The sequence below is a fragment of the Pseudovibrio sp. Ad37 genome (assembly GCF_001623075.1).
Classification (GTDB): domain Bacteria; phylum Pseudomonadota; class Alphaproteobacteria; order Rhizobiales; family Stappiaceae; genus Pseudovibrio.
In genome coordinates this window covers 66,245-89,586 of record NZ_LMCF01000096.1, presented here as the reverse complement: position 1 = coordinate 89,586, position 23,342 = coordinate 66,245, and the positions used below count along the sequence as shown (strand labels likewise).

22 protein-coding genes are annotated in these 23,342 nt (G+C 53.3%); 16 read left to right on the top strand and 6 right to left on the bottom strand.

Annotation, left to right across the window (positions count from 1 at the left end):
• On the bottom strand, window positions 1-1,128 hold the full coding sequence (locus PsAD37_RS15795) for an alanine racemase (protein ID WP_063296965.1): 1,128 nt from the start codon (window positions 1,126-1,128) through the stop codon (window positions 1-3).
• 284 nt (window positions 1,129-1,412) lie between these two features.
• Here PsAD37_RS15795 and PsAD37_RS15790 point away from each other — a divergent pair, with 284 nt between their 5' ends.
• Complete coding sequence (locus PsAD37_RS15790) at window positions 1,413-1,787, top strand: carboxymuconolactone decarboxylase family protein (RefSeq protein WP_063296964.1); 375 nt, start codon at window positions 1,413-1,415, stop codon at window positions 1,785-1,787.
• A 60-nt stretch (window positions 1,788-1,847) separates the two neighbouring features.
• Here the strand turns inward: PsAD37_RS15790 and mgrA are convergent, their stop codons facing one another.
• From mgrA to erpA, 4 genes are all read right to left on the bottom strand, one after another.
• A complete protein-coding gene (gene mgrA, locus PsAD37_RS15785; protein WP_063296963.1) occupies window positions 1,848-2,918 on the bottom strand; it encodes an L-glyceraldehyde 3-phosphate reductase in 1,071 nt (356 codons plus the stop codon).
• Between the two features lie 113 nt (window positions 2,919-3,031).
• Entirely contained in the window at window positions 3,032-3,814 is a 783-nt protein-coding gene (gene xth, locus PsAD37_RS15780; protein ID WP_063288823.1) for an exodeoxyribonuclease III, read from the bottom strand.
• 191 nt (window positions 3,815-4,005) lie between these two features.
• Complete coding sequence (locus tag PsAD37_RS15775; RefSeq protein WP_063296962.1) at window positions 4,006-4,245, bottom strand: hypothetical protein; 240 nt, start codon at window positions 4,243-4,245, stop codon at window positions 4,006-4,008.
• 211 nt (window positions 4,246-4,456) lie between these two features.
• Entirely contained in the window at window positions 4,457-4,798 is a 342-nt protein-coding gene (gene erpA, locus PsAD37_RS15770; RefSeq protein ID WP_063296961.1) for an iron-sulfur cluster insertion protein ErpA, read from the bottom strand.
• 316 nt (window positions 4,799-5,114) lie between these two features.
• On the opposite strand from erpA, the gene PsAD37_RS15765 reads away from it, so the two are divergent.
• From PsAD37_RS15765 to PsAD37_RS15700, 14 genes are all read left to right on the top strand, one after another.
• Window positions 5,115-6,332, top strand: coding sequence for a deoxyguanosinetriphosphate triphosphohydrolase (locus PsAD37_RS15765; RefSeq protein ID WP_063296960.1), 1,218 nt, complete (start codon window positions 5,115-5,117; stop codon window positions 6,330-6,332).
• A 90-nt stretch (window positions 6,333-6,422) separates the two neighbouring features.
• The gene (argS, locus tag PsAD37_RS15760) at window positions 6,423-8,177 is read left to right on the top strand and encodes an arginine--tRNA ligase (RefSeq protein ID WP_063296959.1); all 1,755 of its coding nucleotides are present in this window, start codon (window positions 6,423-6,425) and stop codon (window positions 8,175-8,177) included.
• 80 nt (window positions 8,178-8,257) lie between these two features.
• Complete coding sequence (locus PsAD37_RS15755) at window positions 8,258-11,083, top strand: SPOR domain-containing protein (RefSeq protein WP_063296958.1); 2,826 nt, start codon at window positions 8,258-8,260, stop codon at window positions 11,081-11,083.
• A gap of 73 nt (window positions 11,084-11,156) precedes the next feature.
• Window positions 11,157-12,170, top strand: coding sequence for a beta-N-acetylhexosaminidase (gene nagZ, locus PsAD37_RS15750; protein ID WP_063296957.1), 1,014 nt, complete (start codon window positions 11,157-11,159; stop codon window positions 12,168-12,170).
• 65 nt (window positions 12,171-12,235) lie between these two features.
• Entirely contained in the window at window positions 12,236-13,108 is an 873-nt protein-coding gene (locus tag PsAD37_RS15745; RefSeq protein WP_063296956.1) for a ScpA family protein, read from the top strand.
• Window positions 13,105-13,821: an SMC-Scp complex subunit ScpB gene (scpB, locus tag PsAD37_RS15740; protein WP_063296955.1), complete on the top strand. Its 717-nt coding sequence runs from the start codon at window positions 13,105-13,107 to the stop codon at window positions 13,819-13,821. The genes PsAD37_RS15745 and scpB overlap by 4 nt, the downstream gene beginning before the upstream one ends.
• Window positions 13,822-13,878: 57 nt before the next feature.
• Window positions 13,879-14,961 carry an ABC transporter ATP-binding protein gene (locus PsAD37_RS15735; RefSeq protein WP_057466249.1) on the top strand — a complete coding sequence of 361 codons (1,083 nt, stop codon included), beginning with the start codon at window positions 13,879-13,881 and terminating at the stop codon, window positions 14,959-14,961.
• Window positions 14,962-15,043: 82 nt separating this feature from the next.
• Window positions 15,044-15,289 carry a twin-arginine translocase TatA/TatE family subunit gene (locus PsAD37_RS15730; RefSeq protein ID WP_057466250.1) on the top strand — a complete coding sequence of 82 codons (246 nt, stop codon included), beginning with the start codon at window positions 15,044-15,046 and terminating at the stop codon, window positions 15,287-15,289.
• 170 nt (window positions 15,290-15,459) lie between these two features.
• Window positions 15,460-15,948 carry a Sec-independent protein translocase protein TatB gene (tatB, locus tag PsAD37_RS15725; RefSeq protein ID WP_063296954.1) on the top strand — a complete coding sequence of 163 codons (489 nt, stop codon included), beginning with the start codon at window positions 15,460-15,462 and terminating at the stop codon, window positions 15,946-15,948.
• Window positions 15,949-15,960: 12 nt separating this feature from the next.
• The gene (tatC, locus tag PsAD37_RS15720; protein WP_057466252.1) at window positions 15,961-16,746 is read left to right on the top strand and encodes a twin-arginine translocase subunit TatC; all 786 of its coding nucleotides are present in this window, start codon (window positions 15,961-15,963) and stop codon (window positions 16,744-16,746) included.
• A 72-nt stretch (window positions 16,747-16,818) separates the two neighbouring features.
• Window positions 16,819-18,096, top strand: coding sequence for a serine--tRNA ligase (gene serS / locus PsAD37_RS15715; RefSeq protein ID WP_063296953.1), 1,278 nt, complete (start codon window positions 16,819-16,821; stop codon window positions 18,094-18,096).
• Window positions 18,097-18,180: 84 nt separating this feature from the next.
• Window positions 18,181-18,945 (top strand): 5'/3'-nucleotidase SurE, encoded by a 765-nt coding sequence (surE, locus tag PsAD37_RS15710; RefSeq protein WP_063296952.1) that lies wholly within the window; start codon window positions 18,181-18,183, stop codon window positions 18,943-18,945.
• 160 nt (window positions 18,946-19,105) lie between these two features.
• Complete coding sequence (locus PsAD37_RS15705) at window positions 19,106-19,798, top strand: protein-L-isoaspartate O-methyltransferase (RefSeq protein WP_063296951.1); 693 nt, start codon at window positions 19,106-19,108, stop codon at window positions 19,796-19,798.
• Between the two features lie 89 nt (window positions 19,799-19,887).
• Window positions 19,888-21,636: a M23 family metallopeptidase gene (locus PsAD37_RS15700; RefSeq protein WP_063296950.1), complete on the top strand. Its 1,749-nt coding sequence runs from the start codon at window positions 19,888-19,890 to the stop codon at window positions 21,634-21,636.
• Window positions 21,637-21,735: 99 nt separating this feature from the next.
• Here the strand turns inward: PsAD37_RS15700 and PsAD37_RS15695 are convergent, their stop codons facing one another.
• Window positions 21,736-22,629, bottom strand: a complete 894-nt coding sequence (locus tag PsAD37_RS15695; protein ID WP_063296949.1) for an ATP-binding protein — start codon at window positions 22,627-22,629, stop codon at window positions 21,736-21,738.
• A 315-nt stretch (window positions 22,630-22,944) separates the two neighbouring features.
• Here PsAD37_RS15695 and yajC point away from each other — a divergent pair, with 315 nt between their 5' ends.
• Window positions 22,945-23,274, top strand: coding sequence for a preprotein translocase subunit YajC (yajC, locus tag PsAD37_RS15690; RefSeq protein ID WP_057466258.1), 330 nt, complete (start codon window positions 22,945-22,947; stop codon window positions 23,272-23,274).
• Window positions 23,275-23,342: the final 68 nt, after the last annotated feature.

Genomic DNA, 23,342 nt, shown 5'->3' with positions numbered 1-23,342 from the left:
CTACCACCTGTTACAGCGCGGCCACCACTCTCCTTCATGGTCCCCATCGATCATATGATACCCCTCATAGGCGGCGACAGTCATGCAAGAATGGTTGGGCAGAACACGGAGCTGTGATCCCAGAGGGTACAATTCGAAGGGAAGAGGGCTTCCGTCTCTGGTGGTGATGTAGCCATGCTCCTGGCTGACACCTTGCACATAAAGCAGCGGATCCAAGTGGCCGTCTGCATCGCTTAGAAGGCCGAAGCCACAGTCATTGCTTTGGCTTGCGCAGGAACGGTCCTTGGAGAGTGCTAGTCCGCCAGCATCGACGACAATGCGGTTGAGGTGTGGGGCGTGGCTGATGATGCTGGTGAGTACGGTGGCAGCCACATCTTCCATTGCGCACATGCCAAGGTTTGCCTGAAACACATCCTGAAAGACGTAAACGCCTGCGCGAACGTCCGAAACTCCGTCAAATGATGTTCCGAAGAGGGCTGTTGGTGTAGAGCCGATGCTGACTTGCGGGCAGGGTAGGCCTGCTTCCAGAATAGCATCTTTAACGGCAAGCGTTGCTGTGCGCTCCTGTTCCGCAGCGGCTTCCAGCTCCTGCTTGCCGTTTGCTGCATAGCTCACGCCGCCGCCATGGGCCATAACGCCGGCGAATTCCATGTTAGATGCGTTTGCAAGTATTCTGGCGACATCTACGGCGCGCTGTTGATCTGCCTTTACGCCAGTGCGGTGACCGTCCACATCGACTTCCAGATAGACGCGCGGCTTTGGGCCATCCAATGTCATGGTAGATAGGTGCGTTGCCATCTCGGTACTGTCCAGACAGATGGACATTTGTGCGCCGGCGCGGTTGAGGCGCATGATGCGTTCCATCTTTTGCGGGATGATGGAGACGGCATAGAGGATATCTTTGAGGCCAAAGGAGGAAAAGTACTCTGCTTCCTTCAATGTGGAAACGGTCCAGCGGTCTGCGCCATGCTCTTGCAGAATGCGGGCGACATCAATGGACTTAGCTGTTTTGAGGTGCGGGCGCAGCGGAACGTCGATCTGTTTGAACCTGTCTGCCATGCCTTTGATGTTTCGGCGCATTGCAGCTTCATCGAGCAAAAGGCAAGGGGTTTGAAGGTCTTCAAGCATTGAGTGGCTCCGCAATCCAGATTGTTCCTCGTAAAAATGCCTAGCAGATCTGAGAAGGAATAAACAGTCGTGTGCTCCGGTTTTACAAGAGAGCTACATTTTCTCGCTATTTCAGTCTCTTAAGGGATCTTATGAACTTACAAGACGTGCTGCTCTGATGGGCGAGCGGGTTGAGTGTTTGCCGCAATCACCTCAACTTCTCGGTGATTAACACACCGATTTTCAAGAGGAGGCAGTTAGGCAAGCCTGATCGGCGGTTGTTTATGGCTTGAGGAGACTGGCTTATGAATGCGGAGAAAGTCCTGAGTATTTTAAATCCCGAACTAAAGAAGAAGCTTGCTGATAAATATGATGCTGCGGTGCCCGGTATGTCTGAGAGTGTCGTGGATTGGGCCTACGACAAGCATTATGGCCGGGAAGGTGTTGACCTGAAGACCCGGCAGTTGTGCAGCATTGCGGCTTTGACAGCGATGGGCGGTCATACAGGGCCGCAATTGGTCATGAATATCGAGCACACGCTGAACTCAGGTGCGCGCGCCTCCGAGATTCTTGAGATCATCTGGCAAATGGCGGTTTATGCAGGCGTGCCCGCCGCCCTGAATGGCCTGAACACAGCAATCGCGTATTTTGAAGAGAAAGGGCTGGATCCGCGCTCTTAAAGAGACTTTCTTATCTTTAGAAGCAGGAGTGCGAGCTTAATGTTCGCACTCCTTTTGTCGTTAAGCGTCTTGTTTCTTCTTCGCGGGGCGGGATGGACCTTCGCGTTCGGAGGATTGGGCCCAGAGGTTGATGTTGGCTTCTGTGGCGTACTGATCGATGGCGGTCAGTTCTTCCTCTGTGAACTCCAGATTGTTGATGGTGGCTGCGCAGTCGATCACCTGCTCCTTGCGGCTTGCGCCGATCAGAGCTGAGGTGACGCGGCCTTTGCGCAAGACCCAAGCCAGAGCCATCTGGGCCAGTGTCTGCCCACGGTTCTCGGCGATCTCGTTCAGCGAGCGAATGTGGGTCAGCGTGGTCTCGTTGAGGAAGCTTTCCTGGAAGGAGCCGACGTGTTTGCCCGCGCGGCTGTCCTGTGGAATGCCGCCCAGGTATTTGTTGGTCAACATGCCTTGTGCCAGAGGGGAAAAGACGATGGAGCCGATGCCTTCTTCTTCCAGCGTGTCGAGCAGTCCGTCCTCTTCCACCCAGCGGTTGAGCATGGAATAGCTTGGCTGATGGATAAGACACGGGGTGCCCAGTTCCTTCAGGATCTTCGCTGCTTCCTTGGTGCGTTTGGAGTTGTAGGAGGAGATGCCCACGTAGAGCGCTTTGCCCTGACGGACGATCTGGTCGAGGGCCATCATGGTCTCTTCCAGTGGTGTGTCCGGATCGAAGCGGTGGGAATAAAAGATGTCGACGTAGTCCAGCCCCATACGCTTCAGGGACTGATCGCAGCTGGCCATGAGGTATTTGCGGCTGCCCCATTCGCCATAAGGTCCCGGCCACATGTCATAACCTGCTTTGGAAGAGATGACGAGCTCGTCGCGGTATCCGGCAAAGTCGGTGCGCAGGATCTCACCAAATGCGGTCTCAGCGCTTCCCGGAGGTGGGCCGTAGTTGTTGGCAAGGTCGAAGTGGGTGATGCCCAGATCGAACGCTGTGCGGCACATTTCGCGTTTGGTTTGATGTGGGGTGGTTTCACCGAAATTGTGCCAGAGACCGAGGGAGATGGCAGGTAGCTTGAGGCCACTCTTCCCGCAGCGGTTGTACTTCATGGTGTCATAGCGATTTTCAGCTGGTTGCCAAGCCATCAGATGTCCTCCCAGACTTCTGTTTATTTGTTTTGGATGGAAAAATTGAGGAGGGCTGGTGGCGCGGTCGCCACCAGAATTTTTGGAGGGTACGCTCAAAATGAGCGCGGTATTTAAGCGGAGAGTTCAACCCAGACCGGGACGTGGTCTGATGGTTTTTCCCAGCCGCGGACGTGTTTGTCGATGCCAACGCCCTGCATGATGCGGGCGGCTTCCGGTGAGAGCAGCAGGTGGTCGATGCGGATGCCGTTGTCGCGTTGCCATGCGCCTGCCTGATAATCCCAGAACGTATAGGTTCCGGCGGTGCCATTGGTTGCGCGGACGGCTTCGGTGAAGCCGAGGTTGAGCAGGGCGCGGAAACGCTGGCGGCTTTCCGGACGGAAGAGAGCATCACCAACCCAAGCCTCTGGCTTCTTTGCGTCTTCCGGCTCAGGAATGACGTTGTAATCGCCAACCAGCAGGAAGGCTTCTTCCTTTTCCAGCTGCTTAACGGCATGCTTGTGAAGGCGATCCATCCAGCGCAGTTTATAGGGGAATTTCTCGGTCTCTACCGGATTGCCGTTTGGCAGGTAGAGGCAGCCCACGCGGATTGGTTCGTTGTCGCCGGCGATAACGGCCTCGATATAACGGGCTTGCTCGTCTTCGTCTTCACCCGGCAGGCGGCGGTTAACCTCCTCAAACGGGCGTTTGGAGAGGATTGCGACGCCGTTGAAGCCTTTCTGGCCGTGGGTTTCCAGATTGTATCCCAGCTCCTCAAACGGAGCGCGTGGGAAATTCTCATCAACCGATTTAATTTCCTGAAAACAAGCGACATCCGGCTGTTCTTCTTCGAGCCATTTGAGAACCGTTTCTAACCGCGCTTTGACGCCATTAATGTTCCAGCTTGCGATTTTCATCGGGTTTCCCTTCGAGAAAGCAGTGAGGTCAGAGCTCTGCGCATCAATGCATTTGCAGCAGTGGCTCTGGCTGCTTGGTCTATATGTGTCTTGATTTGTTCTAGCACGGTGTCTGAGGAGGGCAAGGCAGGCAGGGCAAGTGTGTGTGGATGAGGCCTTGTCGGGCGCTGTCGGGCAATCTTGAGGCTGCTTTACTTGGCTTTCTGATCCAAAAGCCTTTTGAGGTACTCAAGGATAAAGGCCAGCGCAATGAGTTGCCCGCCGATTGCAAATGAACTCACAAGGACGGATGCCTGGGTCACAAACTGATCAGCGGTGTAAGCAAAGACGCCAAAATGCCAGTTCGCTATGATTGATGTTGCGATCTGCAGCACGCCAACACTCAGGAGCGCATAAACAACCAATTTGTGAGCATTTTGAAAGGACAGCATGAGGCTTCTCTGAGGTGTTTGCGTGGAAGGGAACAAGTTCTACGCGGAACGAGGATAACTGTTTTGCGTTGAAATGTGCGTTGGTTTGCGCGGAAAGCGGGAAAACTGCGTTCTTATGGGGCGGGGCTTTGAGGCTGGTAGGGCGTGGTTGCTTTGGGATGCATTCACGCCCGCTTTTTAACTTATTCCCCTGATGTGCGACTGGCTTATCTTAGATGGAGAAGCTTGTGCCGCATCCACAGCCGGCGGCGGCCTGAGGATTTGAGATCTGGAAGGACTGGCCCATGAGATCTGTTACGAAATCAATTTGCGAGCCTGCCATGTATTGCAGGGAGATGCTGTCGATGAGAACCGTTGCGCCGAATTTGGCGAGGACGAGGTCGTCATCTTCCTGTTCTTTTACGATGTCATACTTGTATTGAAAACCGGAGCAGCCGCCACCTTCGACAGAAATGCGGAGCATGCTGCCATTGGTTTCTGTTTCCAGTATCTGGGCGACGCGTTTTGCGGCCTTGTCGGTCAAGCCGACGGTATTTTCAGGGGTCTGGGTCATAAGCTCAGTCTTGTTTCGGCTTGCGTACTTTCTTTAAAGCTGTTTGCTTTTGGTTTGGGCTGCTTAAACAGCTTTAAAGATTATTTATCTGCGTATTCTTATCCGAAAACCGGTAGCCACTTTTCGGGAATGCGCTTTGCCTTATAATTTAGGTGGTCTCCATGGTAATTTCCATAGTATTTTATTGCTAAATTACATTTGGCTTAGGAAAGCGGTTGTTTACAGGGCTTTTACATCTGTTATGTCATTGCTGTGATACGAAAATCGCAGGGAATGACCTGGGCATTTTCTGATTGTAAGGGGTGGGGGATAAAGAATGGTCAAGACGTTAGGATACGGTGCTCAGCCACGGGCAGAGTATGCTGTTGATCCGGAAGTCAGCCGTGGCCGACTTTTTCCAGAACCGGAAAGCCCGACACGCACGCCGTTTCAGCGTGATCGAGATCGTATTATTCACAGTGCTGCTTTCCGCCGCCTCAAGCACAAGACGCAGGTCTTTGTGTACCATGAGGGCGATCACTTCCGCACACGCCTGACGCACACAATTGAGGTCTCCCAGATTGCGCGTTCGCTTGCACGTGCGCTGCGGCTGGATGAGGATCTGGCCGAGTGTCTGGCGCTGGCGCATGATCTTGGACACACCCCGTTTGGGCATGAGGGCGAGGACGTGATGCATGAATGCATGGCGGACTATGGCGGGTTTGACCACAATGCCCAGTCCCTGCGCATTGTGACGGATCTTGAGCGCCGGTATGCGGAGTTTGATGGCCTCAATCTGGCGTGGGAAACGCTGGAAGGGCTTGTGAAGCACAATGGGCCGCTGACGGATCGATCCGGTGCGCCTTGTGGCAAGCTTGAAGGCAAGCATCTGCCGTTTGCTGTGAGTGAATATGCCAAGCATCAGGATTTGCTGCTGTGGTCGTGGCCGAGTGCAGAAGCGCAGGTGGCAGCGATTGCAGATGATATCGCTTACGACGCGCACGATCTGGATGACGGATTGCGGGCCGGGTTGCTTAGCTTTGAGGCCATGAAAGAGGTGCCGTATCTGAAGCGTATTTTAGACGAGGTGGACGGGAAATATCCCGGTCTTGAAGATGCGCGGCGTATTCATGAGATCGGACGCAGATGTATCACAGGCATGGTGGAGGACGTGATTGCGGAGAGTATTTCGCGAATTAATCAGGTTTCTCCCAAGAAATGCGGGGATATTCGTGATGCAAATGGTCCTGTTATTGCCTTTTCAACTGAAATGGCGCGAGAAGAGCGCGAGTTGAAAGAATTTTTGTTTGCTAATCTGTACCGGCACGAAAGTGTTCTGGCGGTTCGCAGGAAGGTTGCCAAAGTGGTGCGGGATTTGTTCCATGCCTACTTTAAAGCACCGGAAAGAATGCCAGAACCATGGTGTACGGGATTGAAAGGCGAGGGTGATGATGTGAAGGCCCGCAGGGTTTGTGACTTCATTGCAGGCATGACGGACCGTTATGCCATAGACGAACACCGACGATTATTTGACGATACCCCGGAACTGGGGTAATGCGCCAATTCAAACACTATTAATTCATGGAGTTTATGTGGGGCTGCGGCTTCGCAAAACCCTGTGAGCTGTCAAACTAGGCTATTAAAAATGAACATCTTTGCAGACTTCGCCGAAAGGGTAAACAGTGTAGTCAAGGGTCTCGACCTTGCTGCTGACGCGCCGGAGCTGGATCTGCGACGAGTGACTGTTGAACCTCCTCGGGATGCTGCTCATGGCGATCTGGCGACCAACGCTGCCATGGTGCTGGCTAAACAGCTGAAGATGAAGCCGCGTGATCTTGCCGAAAAGATTGCAGAAGGCCTGCGCGCCGACAGTGAAGTTGATGCTGTTGATATTGCCGGACCTGGCTTCATCAACATCCGCGTAAACAAAGTTATTTGGGAACGCGTGCTGGCAGATGTTGTTGCCAAGGGCAATGCGTTTGGCAGTGGCAGCCGTGGTGCCGGTTTGAAGGTGAATGTGGAGTATGTATCCGCGAACCCGACCGGACCGATGCATGTGGGCCATACACGCGGTGCTGTTGTGGGTGATGCGCTGGCGAGCCTGTTGCAGTTTGCCGGTTATGATGTGACCCGTGAATACGTGATCAACGACGCTGGCTCCCAGATTGATACTCTGGCGAAGTCCGCCTTTCTGCGTTACCGCGAAGCACTGGGTGAAGACATTGGGCAGATCCCTGAGGGCTATTATCCGGGCGAATACCTTGTTCCCGTCGGCAAGGCGCTGGCAGAGGAATATGGTGAGCGCCTGAAGGAGATGGACGAGGGCGAGCGTCATGCTTTGCTCAAGGGCTATGCCGTTGACAAGATGATGGATCTGATCCGTGAAGATCTGAGTGCTTTGAACGTGAAGCACGACGTGTTCTTTTCAGAAAAGACCATGCACGGTCAGGGGAATGCCATTGATCTGACGCTGGATGCTCTGCGTCAGCGCGATCTGGTTTACACTGGCACTTTGCCGCCACCAAAAGGCGAAGTGCCTGATGACTGGGAAGACCGTGAGCAGACCCTGTTCCGCTCCTCCAACTACGGTGATGACAGTGACCGAGCGCTGGTGAAGTCTGATGGTAGCTACACCTACTTTGCCGCTGACGTTGCTTACATGCGCGACAAGATTGAGCGCGGGTTCAAAGAAATCATCTTTGTGCTTGGTGCGGACCATGGCGGCTATGTGAAGCGTCTGGAAGCGATCGGCAATGCGATCTCTGGCGGTGATGTGGATGTGATTGTGCGTCTGTGTCAGCTTGTGAAGCTCTTTAAGGGCGGCGCTGAGTTCAAAATGTCCAAGCGCTCTGGTAATTTCATCACCCTTCGCGATGTGGTTGATGAAGTGGGCGTAGATGCGGTACGCTTTATGATGCTCTATCGTAAGAACGATGCGCAGCTGGATTTCGATTTTGACAAGGTGAAAGAGCAGTCAAAAGACAATCCAGTGTTTTATGTTCAGTACGGTCACGCTCGGTGTCATTCTGTGCTGCGTCAGGCTGCTGGAGAGCTGGATTGGTTCTCCAACACAGCTGAAGAGTTGCAGTCTGCAGATTTTGCACAACTTGAAGATGAGGGTGAACTTGCACTGGTCGCGAAGATGGCTCAGTGGCCTCGAATTGTAGACGGAGCCTCAGAAAATCACGAGCCGCACCGCATTGCGTTCTATCTGTATGAGCTTGCAAGCGCCCTGCATGGACACTGGTCCAGAGGCAAGGAAAAGCCGCAATTACGCTTTATTAATGATAAAACGCCAGAATTAACCAAAGCTCGACTCGCGTTAGTTTACGCAGTTTCACAGGTAATAGCTTCTGGCCTCAATGTTTTGGGTGTCACTGCACCAAATGAAATGCGCTAGCGCCTGAGCATAGTTGATAGAGTACTGGAGGTTCGCGGTGGGGATTGCGAGCCTCTTATTTAAGGGAAAACACCGCTGCAATGACCAATCGCTCCAAGTATCCGGGTCCGGGTGAGGTTTCTGCTAGGCAAACGGCAGGCGATGAACCGCAACAGTGGGCAGGCGATCAAGATCCGCTCGTAGAACTTGCCAGAATTGTCGGGGAGAGCGCTGCTCAGTACCGTCCTAGTTCTCGCGTAGAAAGCGAAGTCTCTGACCGTCCGCTGTTTCCAAAGACTGATGAGCGCAGTGTAACTGCCGATCATGCTCCTCAGCATGGCTCTCAGGACGCCACGTTGGCCGATGATTATTCAGTGGGTGCAGCTGAAGTGAATGAGCCTGCATCAACTCAAGATTCATTTGCGGCTCTGGATGCTGTTTTTGCATCTCCAAAAACCTCCGCGTCACCTGCACATGCTGATCCGTTTGCGGATTTGAGCGCTGCTGCGTTGTCTGCTGGTGCGCCAAGTGAGGCTGTTGACTATGTCAGTGACCTTCCTCCGGTTCCAAAAGCGGCGGCTGTGCCTGAAGCAAAGCCAGTTCCTGCGCCTGCACCTGTGCGCCAGTCTGTGACTGCCGCTGATGTGACTGCAGAGCCGGAAATGGATGATATTCTTTCGCGCGATCTTGAAGAGAGCCTCGTTGCTTCTCTCAATCAGTCTCAGGTGGAGCGTGAGCAGACGTCTCGTCCTCAGCGGTCCGTGAGCCGTGCGACACCGACACTGGATGCTGTTGGCGCGCGGGATGTGCGCCCTGAGCAGACTTTGCGTGAGCGTCTTGAACGCCGCACAGCGGATGCTCCACGTGCGGTTGAAACACCGCGCGTTGCCGAGCCTGCTGCGCCTGTACAAAATGTGGCGTCTGCTTCGCCAAGAGCTCTGGATGAGCTTTCCCAGAGCGATTATGACAGCTGGCGCGCCGAGCGTGCTGCAGAACGTGCAACTGCAGCAGCTGCTGCCAAGCCTGTTCAGCCTGCACCGACACCAACGCCTGCGATTGAAGAAGCTCCTGCCGCGCCTCAATTGCGTGGCACGCATGATGATGTGGCACCTGCTGCTGACCCTGTTTCATTTGAACCGGATATGACGGCGTTTGCGATGGACACCGGTGCTGAGCTTGAAGGTGAGCACATCAGCGCTCCTGAAGTGTCTGCACAGGAAACGGTTATTCCTGCCAAGCATCTTGAAGAAGCTTTGTTGGCTGAGTTCAGTCTTGACGAGGAAGCGCAGCCAAGCGTTGTTGCTGAACCTGTTGCGCCTCAGCCTGTGCGAAATGTTGCGCAGGACATTGAAGCGAGCGTTGATGACATCTTTGCAGATGAAATTGCGCAAGAGCCGCAGCCAGAACCAGAGCCTGAAGTTGAAATTGGCCCTGAAGTTGCTGCAGAGCTGAATGAATTTGAGCGCATGAGTGCCGGTTTTGAACAGGTTGCTCAGGAAATCGATCCATTTGCCGTTGAAGGTGATGATGCCTGGCAGCTGGACGAAAGCGTTGCCAACGATACGTCTTTGGATGAAATGTCCTGGCCTGCTGCTGCTGAAAAGCTGGCGCAGACGGAAGCTGCTCATCAAGAGGCAATGAATGCAGTGAAAAAGCCTGGTGAAGAGCAATCTCCTCCTCCTGGCGGATATGATCTTGATGCTGTGGCGCAGGCTATGCGCAAAGAAGATCCGAGCCTTGATGGCGGCGTTCTTCCGCAAGCTGTGCCGCGCGTTTCTGTTGATGTTCCGATTGAAGCAGAAGAGAGCCGCAGTGGCGGCATGCGTAAAGGCCTGATGGCTGCTGCATCCATTGTTGCGATTGTTGTGGTTGGCGGTGCCGGCTTGTTCCTGTTCGACTTTGGCGGAGCGGGCGGAGACGCAACTCCGCCACCAGTCATTCGCGCTGATGCCTCTCCAATGAAGGAGGTCCCATCTCCTTCTGCGCAGCCTAAGAACGACACTGCAAAAGTCTTTTCTCCGCAAGAAGCCTCTCAGCCAGCTACTGGCGAGAAGATGATTCAGCGCGAAGATGCAGCTGTAACACCCTTGCCGCCAGCATCCAGCGAAACGGATACTGCCAAGTCCAGCGTGTTTGATGTGAACCCGACGAAGAAGGTGCGGACTGTTATTGTTCGTCCTGACGGGACCATCGTTCAGCGGGCTGGTGCAGAGGCCAATGTGTCTGCGCAGCCTCGTGTTGTCACAAGCAGCACTGTGCGCAACAGCAATCCGCAGAATACGGGTAGCACGACACCAGCGGCGACGTCTGGGCAGTGGGATCCACTTCCGGGTGAAACCCAGAGTGCAAACCAGCAGGCTGCAGCTGTACCAACTGCGACAAGTTTGCAGGATGCGTTTGCGAATGCTCCAGTGGCAACGCGGACCGAGACGCGTAATACGCTTCTGGGTGTGAGTGTTGTGCCTCAGTCCAAGCCGTTTGTTGTGGCGTCTGCCAATACAGGCCGTAGTACTGTTGGCTCCAACACACTGACGCCGCTGCAGCCGCAGCCGACGTCTCGTGCCAGCAACGCGCCACTGAACCTGACTGGTAACCAGAATACGCAGACAGCTGCTGTAAACCCGCAGGCGATTGCTCCAACTCCGACACCGGGTGCAGGCGTTTTGGGTGAGATCCCAGGTGGAACTTACATCGTGCAGGTGGCTTCTGTGCGCACTGTTGAGGATGCACGTGGTCAGATCCGTCGCTACAACAGTCGCTATCCAAACCTGATGGCTTTGGTGACACCGGTGATTACGCGTGCTGATCTTGGCGACAAAGGTATTTACTACCGCATTCAGGTGCCGTTTGATGGCCCGACCAGTGCAAACACCTTCTGCGGTGAGTTTAAATCTGCTGGTGGCGACTGTTACGTTCGCCGCAACTAAATACGAGTTCCTTTTTCAGGGACCACGCTTTGGAGCTTGACGCCGTACCAGCGTCAAGCTACCAGCTTTACTCATGTTTTTAAAATCGTTCATTTCCGGATGCCTTGGACCTGAGCTTAGCGCTGAGGACAAAGCCTTTTTTCGTGACCAGCAGCCGTTTGGTCTGATCCTATTTGCCCGAAATATGGAAACGCCGGAGCAGATCCGACGTCTTTGCGCTGATTTTCGCGAGGCTGTTGGGCGTGCGGATGCTCCTGTTTTTATTGATCAGGAAGGCGGGCGTGTGCAGCGGGTTGGTGAGCCACATGTGCCAGTCTATCCAGCAGCAGGGACGATTGGGCGCCTTTATGCGCAGGACGTTGAGGCGGCGAAACGGGCGGCTTATTTGCATGCCTTGCTGATTGGGCTGGATCTGCGTGATCTTGGTTTGAGCGCCAACTGCATTCCGTGTCTTGATATGCCCATTGAAGGTGCGAGCAACATTATTGGTCTGCGGGCCTATGGGTCTGATGCTGCGCTTGTGAGTGATCTGGGTCACGCTGCGATGGATGGCTGTCTCGCAGCTGGTGTGATGCCGGTTATGAAGCATATTCCGGGTCATGGCCGAGCGCTGGTTGATAGTCATCTTTCCTTGCCTGAAGTGACAAGCCCTCTTGAGGAGCTTGAAACGCGGGACTTTTTGCCGTTCAAATCCTTGCGGGATTGCCCGATGGGGATGACCGCTCACATCGTGTTTAAAGAGATTGATGGAGATCATCCTGTTACGCAATCTTCCTATGCTATTCAGAAGGTTATCCGGGAAGCGATTGGTTTTGATGGTGTCTTGATCAGTGATGACATCTCCATGAAAGCGCTTGGCGGTGATTTGAAGAGCAGGGTTGAGAAAATTGTTGCGGCGGGATGTGATCTTGTTCTGCATTGCAATGGCGAACTGGACGAGATGAAAGTGGTTGCATCGGCTGTGCCAGAAGTGAGCGGTAAGCGTGCTGAACGCATCGAGGCGGCTATGCTGCGAAATACCCAAGTGTTTGATGGGGATGAAACGGCACTGCGCGCGGAGTTTGATGAGCTGTGTGCGAAAGTTTGAGAGGGTGTCTTTCTACTGGAGTGCAGGACATGCTCTTCGGGGATGCGCTTTAAAGGGATTGATGCTTGAGCGACGTTGAGGCCACAGAGCAGATAGAGGAGGCGTTGGCAGGCGCGGCGGCTGTGGAGCAGCCCGCGACTGGCGACCCGAACCTGCTTGTGGATGTGGACGGGTTTGAAGGCCCGCTTGATGTTTTGCTCACACTGGCCCGCAGCCAGAAGGTTGATATCACCAAGATCTCCATTCTCGCGCTGACAGAGCAGTATCTTGAGTTTGTAAAGGAAGCGCGCCGTTTGCGGCTGGAGCTGGCTGCAGATTATCTGGTGATGGCGGCGTGGTTGGCTTATCTGAAATCCCGTTTGCTTATTCCGCAGCAAAAAGACAGCGATGAGCCGACGGGTGAAGAGCTGGCAGCGGCGCTGGCGTTTCGTCTGCAACGATTAGAAGCTATGCGGGATGCCTCTGCTAAGTTGATGAACCGGTCGCGTCTTGGGCGGGATCTGTTTGCGCGTGGTGCTCCTGAAACTGTGTCGGTGGAACGCCGCAGTGTTTGGACTGCCACGCTCTATGATTTGCTGATGGCTTATGCGTCGCAGCGTCAGCGCCACTCGGTGACGTCCGTGCATGTGAAGCGACGTGAGGTTTGGTCGCTTCAGGAAGCGCGGGATATTCTGACCCGTCTTGTAGGGCAGGTTGCAGTATGGACACCGATTGAGCGATTTCTGACGGCCTATCTGGAAGACCCGCAGGAGCGGGCGACGGCAATGGCATCCGCGTTTTCGGCCAGTCTGGAGCTGGTGCGTGAAGGGGTGATCGATATTCAGCAGTCCGGACCATTCGAGACGATTTATGTGCGTGCCTCACAGCGGACGCCGGAAGAGATTGGTGCGGGTGAGCCGGCTGAAGAGCTTCAGGAAAAAGAGGTTGAGTTGTCATGAGTAAAACACCAGACCTGCTCGACACAGTCTCAGACAATGAGGCTATTGAAGTTGCGGATGCCGGGGAGCTTTTAGAAACGGAGCGCATGGTTGAGGCTTTGATCTTTGCCAGTGCGGAGCCTCTCAGCTTTTCCGAGCTGACAAAGCGTATTCCTGGTGATCGGGATATTCGCGGCGCTCTTAACCGCCTGCGCTCGTTTTATCGCAAGCGCGGTGTGCAACTGCGGTCTACTGAGGATCGCTGGTCGTTTCGGACTGCGGAAGATCTGTCGTTCATTTTGCACCGTGAAGCGGTTGAGCAGCGGCGTTTGTCGCGGGCCGCGCTGGAAACATTAGCTATTATTGCCTTTCACCAACCTGTGACCCGCGCAGAGATTGAAGATATTCGCGGCGTTTCTACATCTAAGGGCACGCTTGATGTGCTGCTGGAAACGGGCTGGGTGCGCATGCGAGGTCGACGCAGAACACCAGGACGTCCTGTAACTTATGGAACGAGCTTTGATTTTCTTGACCATTTTGGTCTTGAGAACATCAAGGATTTGCCGGGACTGGAAGAGTTGAAAGGGGCAGGGCTGCTTGATAGTGCGATCCCTGCCAGCTTCCATGTGCCAGCACCGGATGACAGTATTGATCTGACAGAAGATGAAGATCCTCTGGAAGAAAGTGAAATGTTTGCAACTGGCGCACTTGAAGAAGACGCCGGAGAAAAATAAACACATGCAAGGGGCGCGATGTTGTGTTCGCCGCCTTGCAAGTTTTATGAGGGACGAATGGAGCCAGGGAAGGTTGCAGCATCAGAACGGCTGGTGTTTGACAATATCTACCATCATTATGGGGACTTACCTGCGGTTCGCGGTGTTTCGCTTTCTTTGAAAAGCGGAGAAGTGCTGTGTTTGCTAGGGCATTCTGGTTGCGGAAAGACAACGGTGCTGCGTATTGCAGCTGGTGTTGTGCGCCAGCAGCAGGGAAGCGTCCGGATCAATGGTTCTGTGGTTGCTGATGAGCGGACTTTTCTGCCGCCGGAAAAGCGCGGTGTGGGGCTTATGTTCCAGGACTATGCGCTGTTTCCGCATCTAACGATTCTTGAGAATGTGAAGTTTGGTCTTTCCGACCTTTCTTCTGAAGTGGCCGAGCGCCGTGCGCGTGATGCGCTGCACATGGTTGGACTTGGTCAGTATCTGGATGATTATCCGCATGGATTGTCTGGAGGTGAGCAGCAACGTGCTGCGCTGGCGCGTGCAATGGCACCGCGGCCTCATACTTTGTTGATGGATGAGCCATTTTCAGGACTGGACAGTCGCTTGCGTGATGATGTGCGCACGCAGACGCTGGATATGATCAAAATGCAAGGCGCGACAGCGGTTGTGGTGACCCATGATCCTGAAGAAGCCTTGCGCGTGGGTGACCGGATTGCGCTGATGCGTAATGGGGAGGTGGTACAGCTGGCGACGCCAGAGGATATCTACTTCCGCCCGAATAGTTTGTTTGCCGCTAAATTCTTTTCCGATCTCAATGAGATACCCGGAAAAGTTGTTGGTGGCCGTGTGGTCACGCCTATCGGGAATTTTTCCTCTAATGGCCTTGAAGAAGGGGCTCATGCGACCTTATGTGTAAGACCACATCACTTAAAGGTATGCCATGGTGAGGGACAGTTCAAAGGCAGAGTAATTTCTCGCGCAATGGCAGGTGAGACAGATCTTCTGGACGTACAAGTTGATGGAATTGAGCGTCTTCTACGTATTCGTACGAGGGATGTATTACAATTCTACCCAGAAAATGTCATAGACTTGTGTATAAATGCAGAGAATGTTTTGGTTTTTGGGCGAGAGACGTCAGTAAATCATAGTGGGTAATTCTTCTGGATACTACCTATTAGTATCTGGGGGATGTAGTGTCTCTCAAAACACAGTTCAGGGTTCTTAAGGAGTTTGGTTGATGGGCTCAATTGGTATTTGGCAAATTGTCATCATCGCGGTTGTCGTAGTTCTGCTGTTTGGTCGCGGAAAGATTTCCGAGCTGATGGGCGATGTTGCAAAGGGCATCAACAGCTTCAAAAAGGGGCTGAATGATGATGCTGCGGAAGCAAAAGAAAAAGAAGAAGATCCTAAAGTGATCGACCATGCGCCGGGTGACACCGTGAATGCGCAGGAAAAAACTGAAGACACCGCGAAAAAGGACTAAGTCTCCTTTAAGGTAGTCTGTGTAAATTACCTAGGGAAAGTCGGCGTTTTCTGGCTTAGAGTTTGTGATCTACGCCTTTCCCTAGTGAATGTGCCGTTTGCGGCACGACATGTCTATGATGAGAGCCTGACAATGGGCTGTCATTGAGACACTAACGAAACGGCTTCTTTATGTTCGATATCGCATGGACAGAGCTGCTGCTTGTTGCTGTGGTTGCCATTTTGGTGGTTGGCCCCAAAGAACTGCCGGGCATGTTGCGCACAATCGGGCGCACAATCGGCAGTGTGCGGCGTATGGCTGGCGAGTTTCAGTCTAGTTTGAATGACGCTGTCAAAGAAGCGGAGAAGCAGACCGGCATTGATGAAATGCGGAAGCAGGCTGATGCCGCACAAAACTTCAATCCACTTGATGACTTGAAAAAGACATTGGCGGACGAGAAGAAGAAGCTTCAGGACAGCATGAAAACTGCGGAAAGCGATGTGAAAAGCTCGCTGAACGGTGAGGGCTCTTCGGAGAGTAAGCCGGACAGTGCGCCAGAAGCTGCGCCTGTGAAAGCAGAGGTTCCGACGCAGAAAGTTGTTTCTTCAGCTGAGCTGGCTTCCACGCAAAAAGCAAAAGTAAGTGCCGCAAGCACTCCTTCCAGCAAAGATGAAAGCTAGGGCGGCTATTTTATGAGTGATAACGAAATTGAAGATTCGCGTGCGCCACTGATTGAGCACCTGATCGAATTGCGTTCCCGCCTGATGAAGTCGGTGATTGCGATCGCTATTGCCTTTGCGGTTTGCTTTTACTTCTCAAATGACATCTTCAACTTCCTGATCGAGCCGTTTTCGGCAGCGGCCGGGGAAAGTATTGAAGTCAAGCTGATCTACACCGCACCGCACGAATGGTTCTTCACCCAGATGAAGCTGGCTTTGTTTGGAGCGCTGTTTATTGCCTTCCCGGTTCTTGCCAGTCAGATTTACATGTTTATGGCGCCCGGGCTTTATAAGCACGAGCGCAGTGCATTTATTCCGTATCTGGTCGCGACACCTATTTTGTTCGTGATTGGCGGGTCGCTGGTGTATTACCTTGTGCTGCCAATGGCGATGGGCTTCTTCCTTGCCATGCAGCAGATGGGTATGGACGGGCAAGCGTCCATTGAGATGCTTCCGCGTGTGAGTGAGTACCTGAGCTTTGTGATGGTTCTGATCTTCGCGTTCGGTCTGGTCTTTCAGCTTCCGGTTGTTTTGACGCTTATGGGACGCGCGGGTCTTGTGACCTCTGAGTCTTTGAAGGGTAAGCGGAAATATGCCGTTGTTGCTGCGTTTGCAGCTGCGGCAATTTTAACACCTCCTGATCCGATTTCGCAGATCGGTCTTGCACTTCCTACTCTGCTTCTCTACGAAGTCTCCATCTATTGTGTAAGGCTCGTCGAGAAGAAACGTAAAGAGAAGGAAGCGGAAGAAGAGGCCTAGTCGCACTTCCATCCTGATTTACGAGTTTCCCGGCGGGTTATTTGAAGGCAAACCTGCCGGGGTTACTAAGTTATGCTTGATATCAAGTGGATTCGTGAAAATCAGGAGAGCTTTGATACAGCTCTCGCTAAACGCGGCCAAGAGCCACGCGCTGCGCTGCTCGTTGAACTGGACGATGCGCGCCGTTCCCACACCACCAAGCTTCAGGAGGCGCAGCAGCGCCGTAACTCCGCATCCAAAGAAATCGGCATGGCCATGGGCCAGGGCGACAAGGAAAAAGCAGAGGCCCTGAAGGCTGAAGTTGCCGAAATTAAAAGCTTTATCCAGAACGGCGAAGAGGAACAGCGCAAGCTGAACGCTGCGCTTGAGGATGCTTTGGCTGTTATCCCCAATATTCCTCATGAGGATGTTCCGCTTGGCGCGGATGAGGCTGACAACGTTTTGCTGCACACGCATGGCGAAAAGCCGCGTAACAACTTTGAGCAGAAAGAACATTACGAGCTGGGTGAGCAACTTGGCGGCATGGACTTTGAAACCGCTGCTAAAATGTCTGGCTCCCGTTTTGTGTTGCTGAAAGGTCAGATTGCGCGTCTGGAGCGTGCGATTGGTCAATTCATGATTGACCTGCACACGCAGGAAAACGGCTACACCGAAGTTTCTCCACCACTGTTGGTGCGTGATAACGCGCTTTACGGTACGAGCCAGCTGCCGAAGTTTGCTGAAGACCTGTTCCGTACGACAAATGATCACTGGCTTATTCCAACAGCAGAAGTTCCGCTGACGAATGTGGTTGCTGGTGAGACGCTTGCTGAGGCAGATCTGCCACTGCGTATGACTGCTCTGACCTATTGCTTCCGGTCTGAGGCCGGGTCTGCTGGTCGTGATACGGCTGGCATGCTGCGTCAGCATCAGTTCCAGAAGTGTGAGCTTGTTTCTATTACGGATGAGAACAGCTCTCTGGAAGAACTGGAGCGGATGCGTGAGTCCGCTGAAAAGGTTCTGAAGCTGCTTGGCTTGCACTACCGTGTTGTCACACTGTGTGTTGGTGATATGGGCTTTGGTGCTCGTAAAACCTACGATATTGAAGTTTGGCTGCCAGGTCAGGATGCTTATCGCGAGATCTCTTCCTGTTCTGTTTGTGGTGACTTCCAGGGCCGCCGCATGAATGCACGCTACCGCGTGGAAGGCGAGAAGGCTCTGAAATTCGTTCATACTCTGAACGGCTCCGGCCTTGCTGTTGGGCGCTGCCTGATTGCGGTGATGGAAAACTATCAGAATGCAGACGGAACAATTACGGTTCCTGAGGTTCTTCGCCCGTACATGAATGGCCTTGAAGTCATTGGCGCTTAACAATTGATGTAAGCGTATTTTCAGCAGAAGGGCGGTTGCGTTCTTCTGCTGCACTGCGCGACTTATATGAGGAATTGCTGCGATATGCGTATCTTACTAACCAACGATGACGGGATCCACGCTGAGGGTCTTGAGGTTTTGGAGCGCATTGCGCGGCAGATTTCAGATGATGTTTGGGTTGTTGCACCAGAGACCGACCAGAGCGGCGTGGCGCACTCCCTGTCATTGAATGATCCTTTGCGCGTTCGTGAAATTGACAGCCGTCACTTTGCAGTTCGCGGTACACCAACGGATTGTGTGATCATGGCGGTTCGTTCCATCATGGATACACCACCTGATCTGGTTCTTTCCGGTATCAACCGGGGTGCGAACATTGCAGATGATGTGACTTATTCCGGCACCATTGCTGCGGCTATGGAAGGCACTTTGATGGGCGTTCGTTCCATCGCGCTTTCTCAGGCCTATGCATTTGGTTCCGAGTTTGGCCCAAGCTACGACACCGCTGAAGCGCATGCTGTTGGTGTGATCCGCAGCTTGCTGGAGTTCAATCTGCCATCTGACACGCTGCTGAACGTGAACTTCCCTAAAGATGCGCCTGACATGGTTAAAGGTGTTAAGGTTGTGCGTCAGGGCAAGCGCGATGCGGGTTCGCTCTACATTGAAAGCCGCAAGGATGGTCGTGGTAATCCATATCACTGGCTTGCTTTCCAAAATCGTGTGCCCAATGCGCGTGAAGGGACTGACATCAGCGCTTTGAAAGAGGGCTATATTTCGGTCACGCCTTTGCATTTGAACCTGACAGCTGATGAGTTGATGGGGCAGTTGGAAAAGACGCTCGAAAAGTCCTGATATGATGAGAACCTGCTGAAGTCCTTCGGGTTCGCGTCAGGTTCTGAGGTTATGTGTGCGTATTCTTCAAAGGGCCGAGGTGGACCTTTGAAGGTGCGTTCTTTTGAGTTTGCTGGTTTGCCAGCAGGCTTTGCACTGCAGATAGACGGAGTGTTTTAAAATGGAAGACAGTCTGTTTGCTGATGAAGATGGTCGCTTTGATGAGAACCTTGCCAAGCAGGCGGCATGGGTGATGAAGCTGCGATCTGAGGGTGTGCGGAATATTGTGGTTCTGGGCGCACTTGAAGCTATTCCTCGTAAAATATTTTTGTCAGCCAGCCAGCAATTTCTGGCCTTTGAAGATCGTTCATTCCCAATTGATTGCGGGCAGATGAGTACACAGCCATCCTTGATTGGGAAGGTTGCCGACTTTCTGCAAATGAAGCCGGATCATTCCCTGCTGGAGATTGGCAGTGGGTCCGGGTATCAGTGCGCGGTTCTTTCTAAAATCTGTGATCGCATCGTCTCGCTGGAGCGCTACCGGACACTGGCTGATCTGGCGCGTGAGCGACTTCGGTCTTGCAAGATCAACAATGTAGATGTGATTCATGCGGATGGTCTTGTGGCGTCTGTTGATGAAGAGGATGATGGCGGCCCGTTTGATCGTATCATTTTGAATGGTGCGCTGGACCGTGTGCCGGGCTTCTTGTTTGACCGTCTTGCGCCCGGGGGGCGTTTGTTGGCGCCAATCAAGCATGAAAGCGGTATTTGCCGCCTGATTCAGTATGACAAAGGTGGCCGCGGTCTTGATGAGACTGACCTTGGTGGCTTCCGCTATCTTTCTCTCACACCGGGAATAGCTGCGAAACTGTAGGGGAATGAGGCTTTAATTAAGTCTTTATCAACTCTGTTGTCAGTAAACTTACGCCAGTTAGCCTTTTATTTGTATTGGGTAGGGCGGATATGCAGTTTCATTCCCGTGAGAAAGCCAGATTGCGGCGCGGTGTAGCCTTGTTTTTGCTGTCAGCAGGTCTTGCTGGTTGTAGTGGCAATGTGGATCGGTTTGGCAAATCTGAATATGTTGATGAACCAACGTCTCCGGCTCGAACTGCCGTTGTGGTGACGCCTGGACTTCCATCATCAAGCACAAAACCTGTTGTTCAGCGCGGCGTCTTGTTGCCTGCGCCAACATCAAGCAATGCTCCTATTGTGACCGGATCTGCGCAATCGCGCGGGTATCCGCAGCAGACATGGCAGCCGACATTTTCTAAACAGCCTGTTCCGGTGAGCCAGCGCACGCGCTCGAGCGCCCGGGTTCCTGCAGCACTTGCCAAAGCGCCGAATGATGGCGCGCTTGGGTGGACAGCTGTTGGTGGCCGCGTTGTCACGCTGAAAGCCAACGAGAATGTTGATAGTCTTGCCTGGCAATACCGTGTACCAGCGAACGAAATTCTTCATGCTAATCGTGTGACAGTGAGTTCTGCGCTGCAGCCAGGTGATTCCGTTGTTATTCCGGTGAAGATGGTTCGTAAACCGAACCGTTTACCGAAAGCCAGCGCTCGTGTGTTGCCGTCCAATGGCCGGCAGCCTCAGACGACGGCCTCCATTCCTTCGCAGTATGTTGCGCCTTTGAATGCCAATGGTTCTGCTTCCAGGCAGTCTCGTGACGTGTTTGCGACCAAGATTGCGGCTGCGTTGCTTCCTCCGGGTAATGTGGGAGAACGATCGCGCCCTGTTTACAGTGATGCGCCTCCAGCAGCTTATCCGGTGCAAAGGCGTGCACCAGCAGCAGCTGTGCCTGCGTCTTCGCTTCAGCCAATTCAGCAGCCTGCACCTTCTCAGGTCTATCGCGCGCAGCAACAGCCAACGACCTATCGCAGTCAGTCTTTGACGCCGATTGTTGCTCCGCAGTCTGCGACTGCTCAGCCATCTTACGGTGTACCTGTAACAGGGCAGGCAGCGCGCAGCGTTGCTCCTTTGCGCGTTTCAGCTGTGCCAAAGAGCAAGCCTAGGGCTTCTGTTGCACAGCGCCCAGCATCGGTTGCCAGTGTCACAGCGACACGAGCCGTGCCGAAGCCAAAGAGAATTGCTTTGGCAGGGTTGAGCCCGCAACGAGTGACCGCTCCGGTTGCGACACAGCGAACGTTAGCCAACTCTCTTGCACCGGCCCCAGTTCACACTGCGAGTGTAGAGAAGCCGCAAAAACCGATTGTTCCGATTATCTCTGAATCTGAGACGGATGTTGTCCGTTTGCAGCCAGCTGAAGTTTCCAAGCCAGCGCCTGTGCAACCTGTTGCGACAGCGAAGGCTCCAAAGGTTGCTGTGGCAGATGAAGCGACGTTCCGCTGGCCGGTGCGTGGGCGGATTATCTCTGACTTTGGCGTTAAGCCGGGTGGGTCTAAAAACGACGGCATTAATCTGGCTGTTCCATCAGGGACAGATATTAAAGCTGCGGAAGACGGAACCATCGTTTACGCCGGTAACGAGCTGAAAGGCTTTGGAAACCTGGTACTAATCCGCCATGATAATGGCTGGGTTTCAGCTTATGCGCACAACAAAGAGCTGAAGGTGCGCCGTGGTGATGCCGTACGTCGTGGTCAGACTATTGCCATGGCTGGCGCGACGGGGTCTGTGACACAACCTCAGCTGCATTTTGAGCTGCGTAAGGATAACAAGCCGGTAGATCCTATGAGCCATCTACCGCGTTCCTAATAAAAGGGGGAGGGTTCTTCTTGGAACTCTTTTCATAGGTAAAGCACGCCGCGTTGATGACCTTCACGCGGCGTGCTTTTTTATAAGCGTGTTTGTTTGTCAGGACAGCGTTTGGCTGAGGCGGCCTGCCAGATCCTGAATAAATTGCCATGCGACACGACCAGAGCGGGCCCCGCGTGTGGTAGACCATTCCAGCGCCTGTGCGCGGAGCTGCTCCTGCTCGATCTTTAAGCCAAAATGCTCTGTGTAGCCGTAGATCATATCCAGATACTCATCCTGAGAGCATTTGTGGAAGCCGATCCAAAGGCCGAATCGATCAGAAAGTGAAACCTTTTCTTCCACCGCTTCGCTTGCATGGATGGCGGTTGACCGCTCGTTCTCCATCATATCGCGCGGCAGAAGGTGCCTGCGGTTGGATGTGGCGTAAAACAGGACATTCACTGGTCGACCTTCAATGCCGCCGTCCAGGGCCGCTTTCAGGCTCTTGTAGCTGGTGTCGTCGCTATCAAAGGAGAGGTCATCGCAAAAGATGATGAAGTTGTAAGGCTTGCCGCGCAGCTCGTTCATCAGCGCGGGGAGGGCTTCGATGTCTTCGCGGTGAATCTCGATGAGAACAAGCTTGCGGATGTCTGAAGAGCCTGTGTGTGCTGCATTGATCGCTGCATGAGCAGATTTCACCAAAGACGACTTGCCCATACCTCTGGCGCCCCACAACAGCACGTTATTGGCCGGAAAACCTTCTGCGAACCTATTTGTATTCTCCATCAGCATTTTCTTGGAGTGATCGACGCCTTTGAGCAGGCTAATATCAACCCGATTGACTTTGGGTACAGGTGCAAGCTCAAACGGGGAAGGGTGGAATACAAAGGCATCGGCTTCGTCGAAATTGACAGTAACCGGAGGCTTGGGAAGGGAGCTGGCCAACAGGGCGACAATCTCGTCCAGCTTGGATGTAAGAAGGGCGACTTCAGAGGTATTTTCTTTAGTTGTCATGTGTATCTACGTGATTAACTCAGGTGCGCTGGCATAGGCTTTACGCATAATGCACTAGGTGAAAAATTGTCTCAGCGGCGGTTCTGCTATTTGATCTGCGGCCAAGTATCCCTATTTACAGCTGTATCATGTCCAATACTCTTGGGGAAAGTCCCAGTTAGCATGTCAATGCCTTGAAAAGGTTGGAGTGGACTGTATAGTCCAGCGCAAAATCCTTGTTCTTTCGGGCCAAGGTCAATTTTGGGGGGGGGTACCTCGCCAATTGTTTAATGATCGCCATCAGGTTCCTCGGGAATTTGTGGTAAGGAGAAACTAATGTTTATTACCCCTGCCTATGCACAGGCCGCAGGCGGCGTGCCAGACGTTGTAATGTCTATTGTGCCGTTCGTCCTGATCTTCGTGATCATGTGGTTCCTGATCATTCGCCCTCAGCGCCAGAAAATGAAATCTCATCAGGAAATGGTGAGCAATCTGCGTCGCGGCGACACCGTTGTGACCTCTGGTGGTCTGATTGGTAAAGTTGCTAAGATCGTTGATGATGCTGAACTGCAGGTGGACATTGCTGAAGGTACGCGTGTGCGTATTGCTCGTGCCATGATCCAGGAAGTTCGCTCCAAAGGTGAACCTGTTAAGGACGGCGAATAATCGCGCCTTGATACCTGTAGTTTCAGACCGCTTTCCTGTTTCGGCAATCGCCGCAGTGAGAGCGGTCT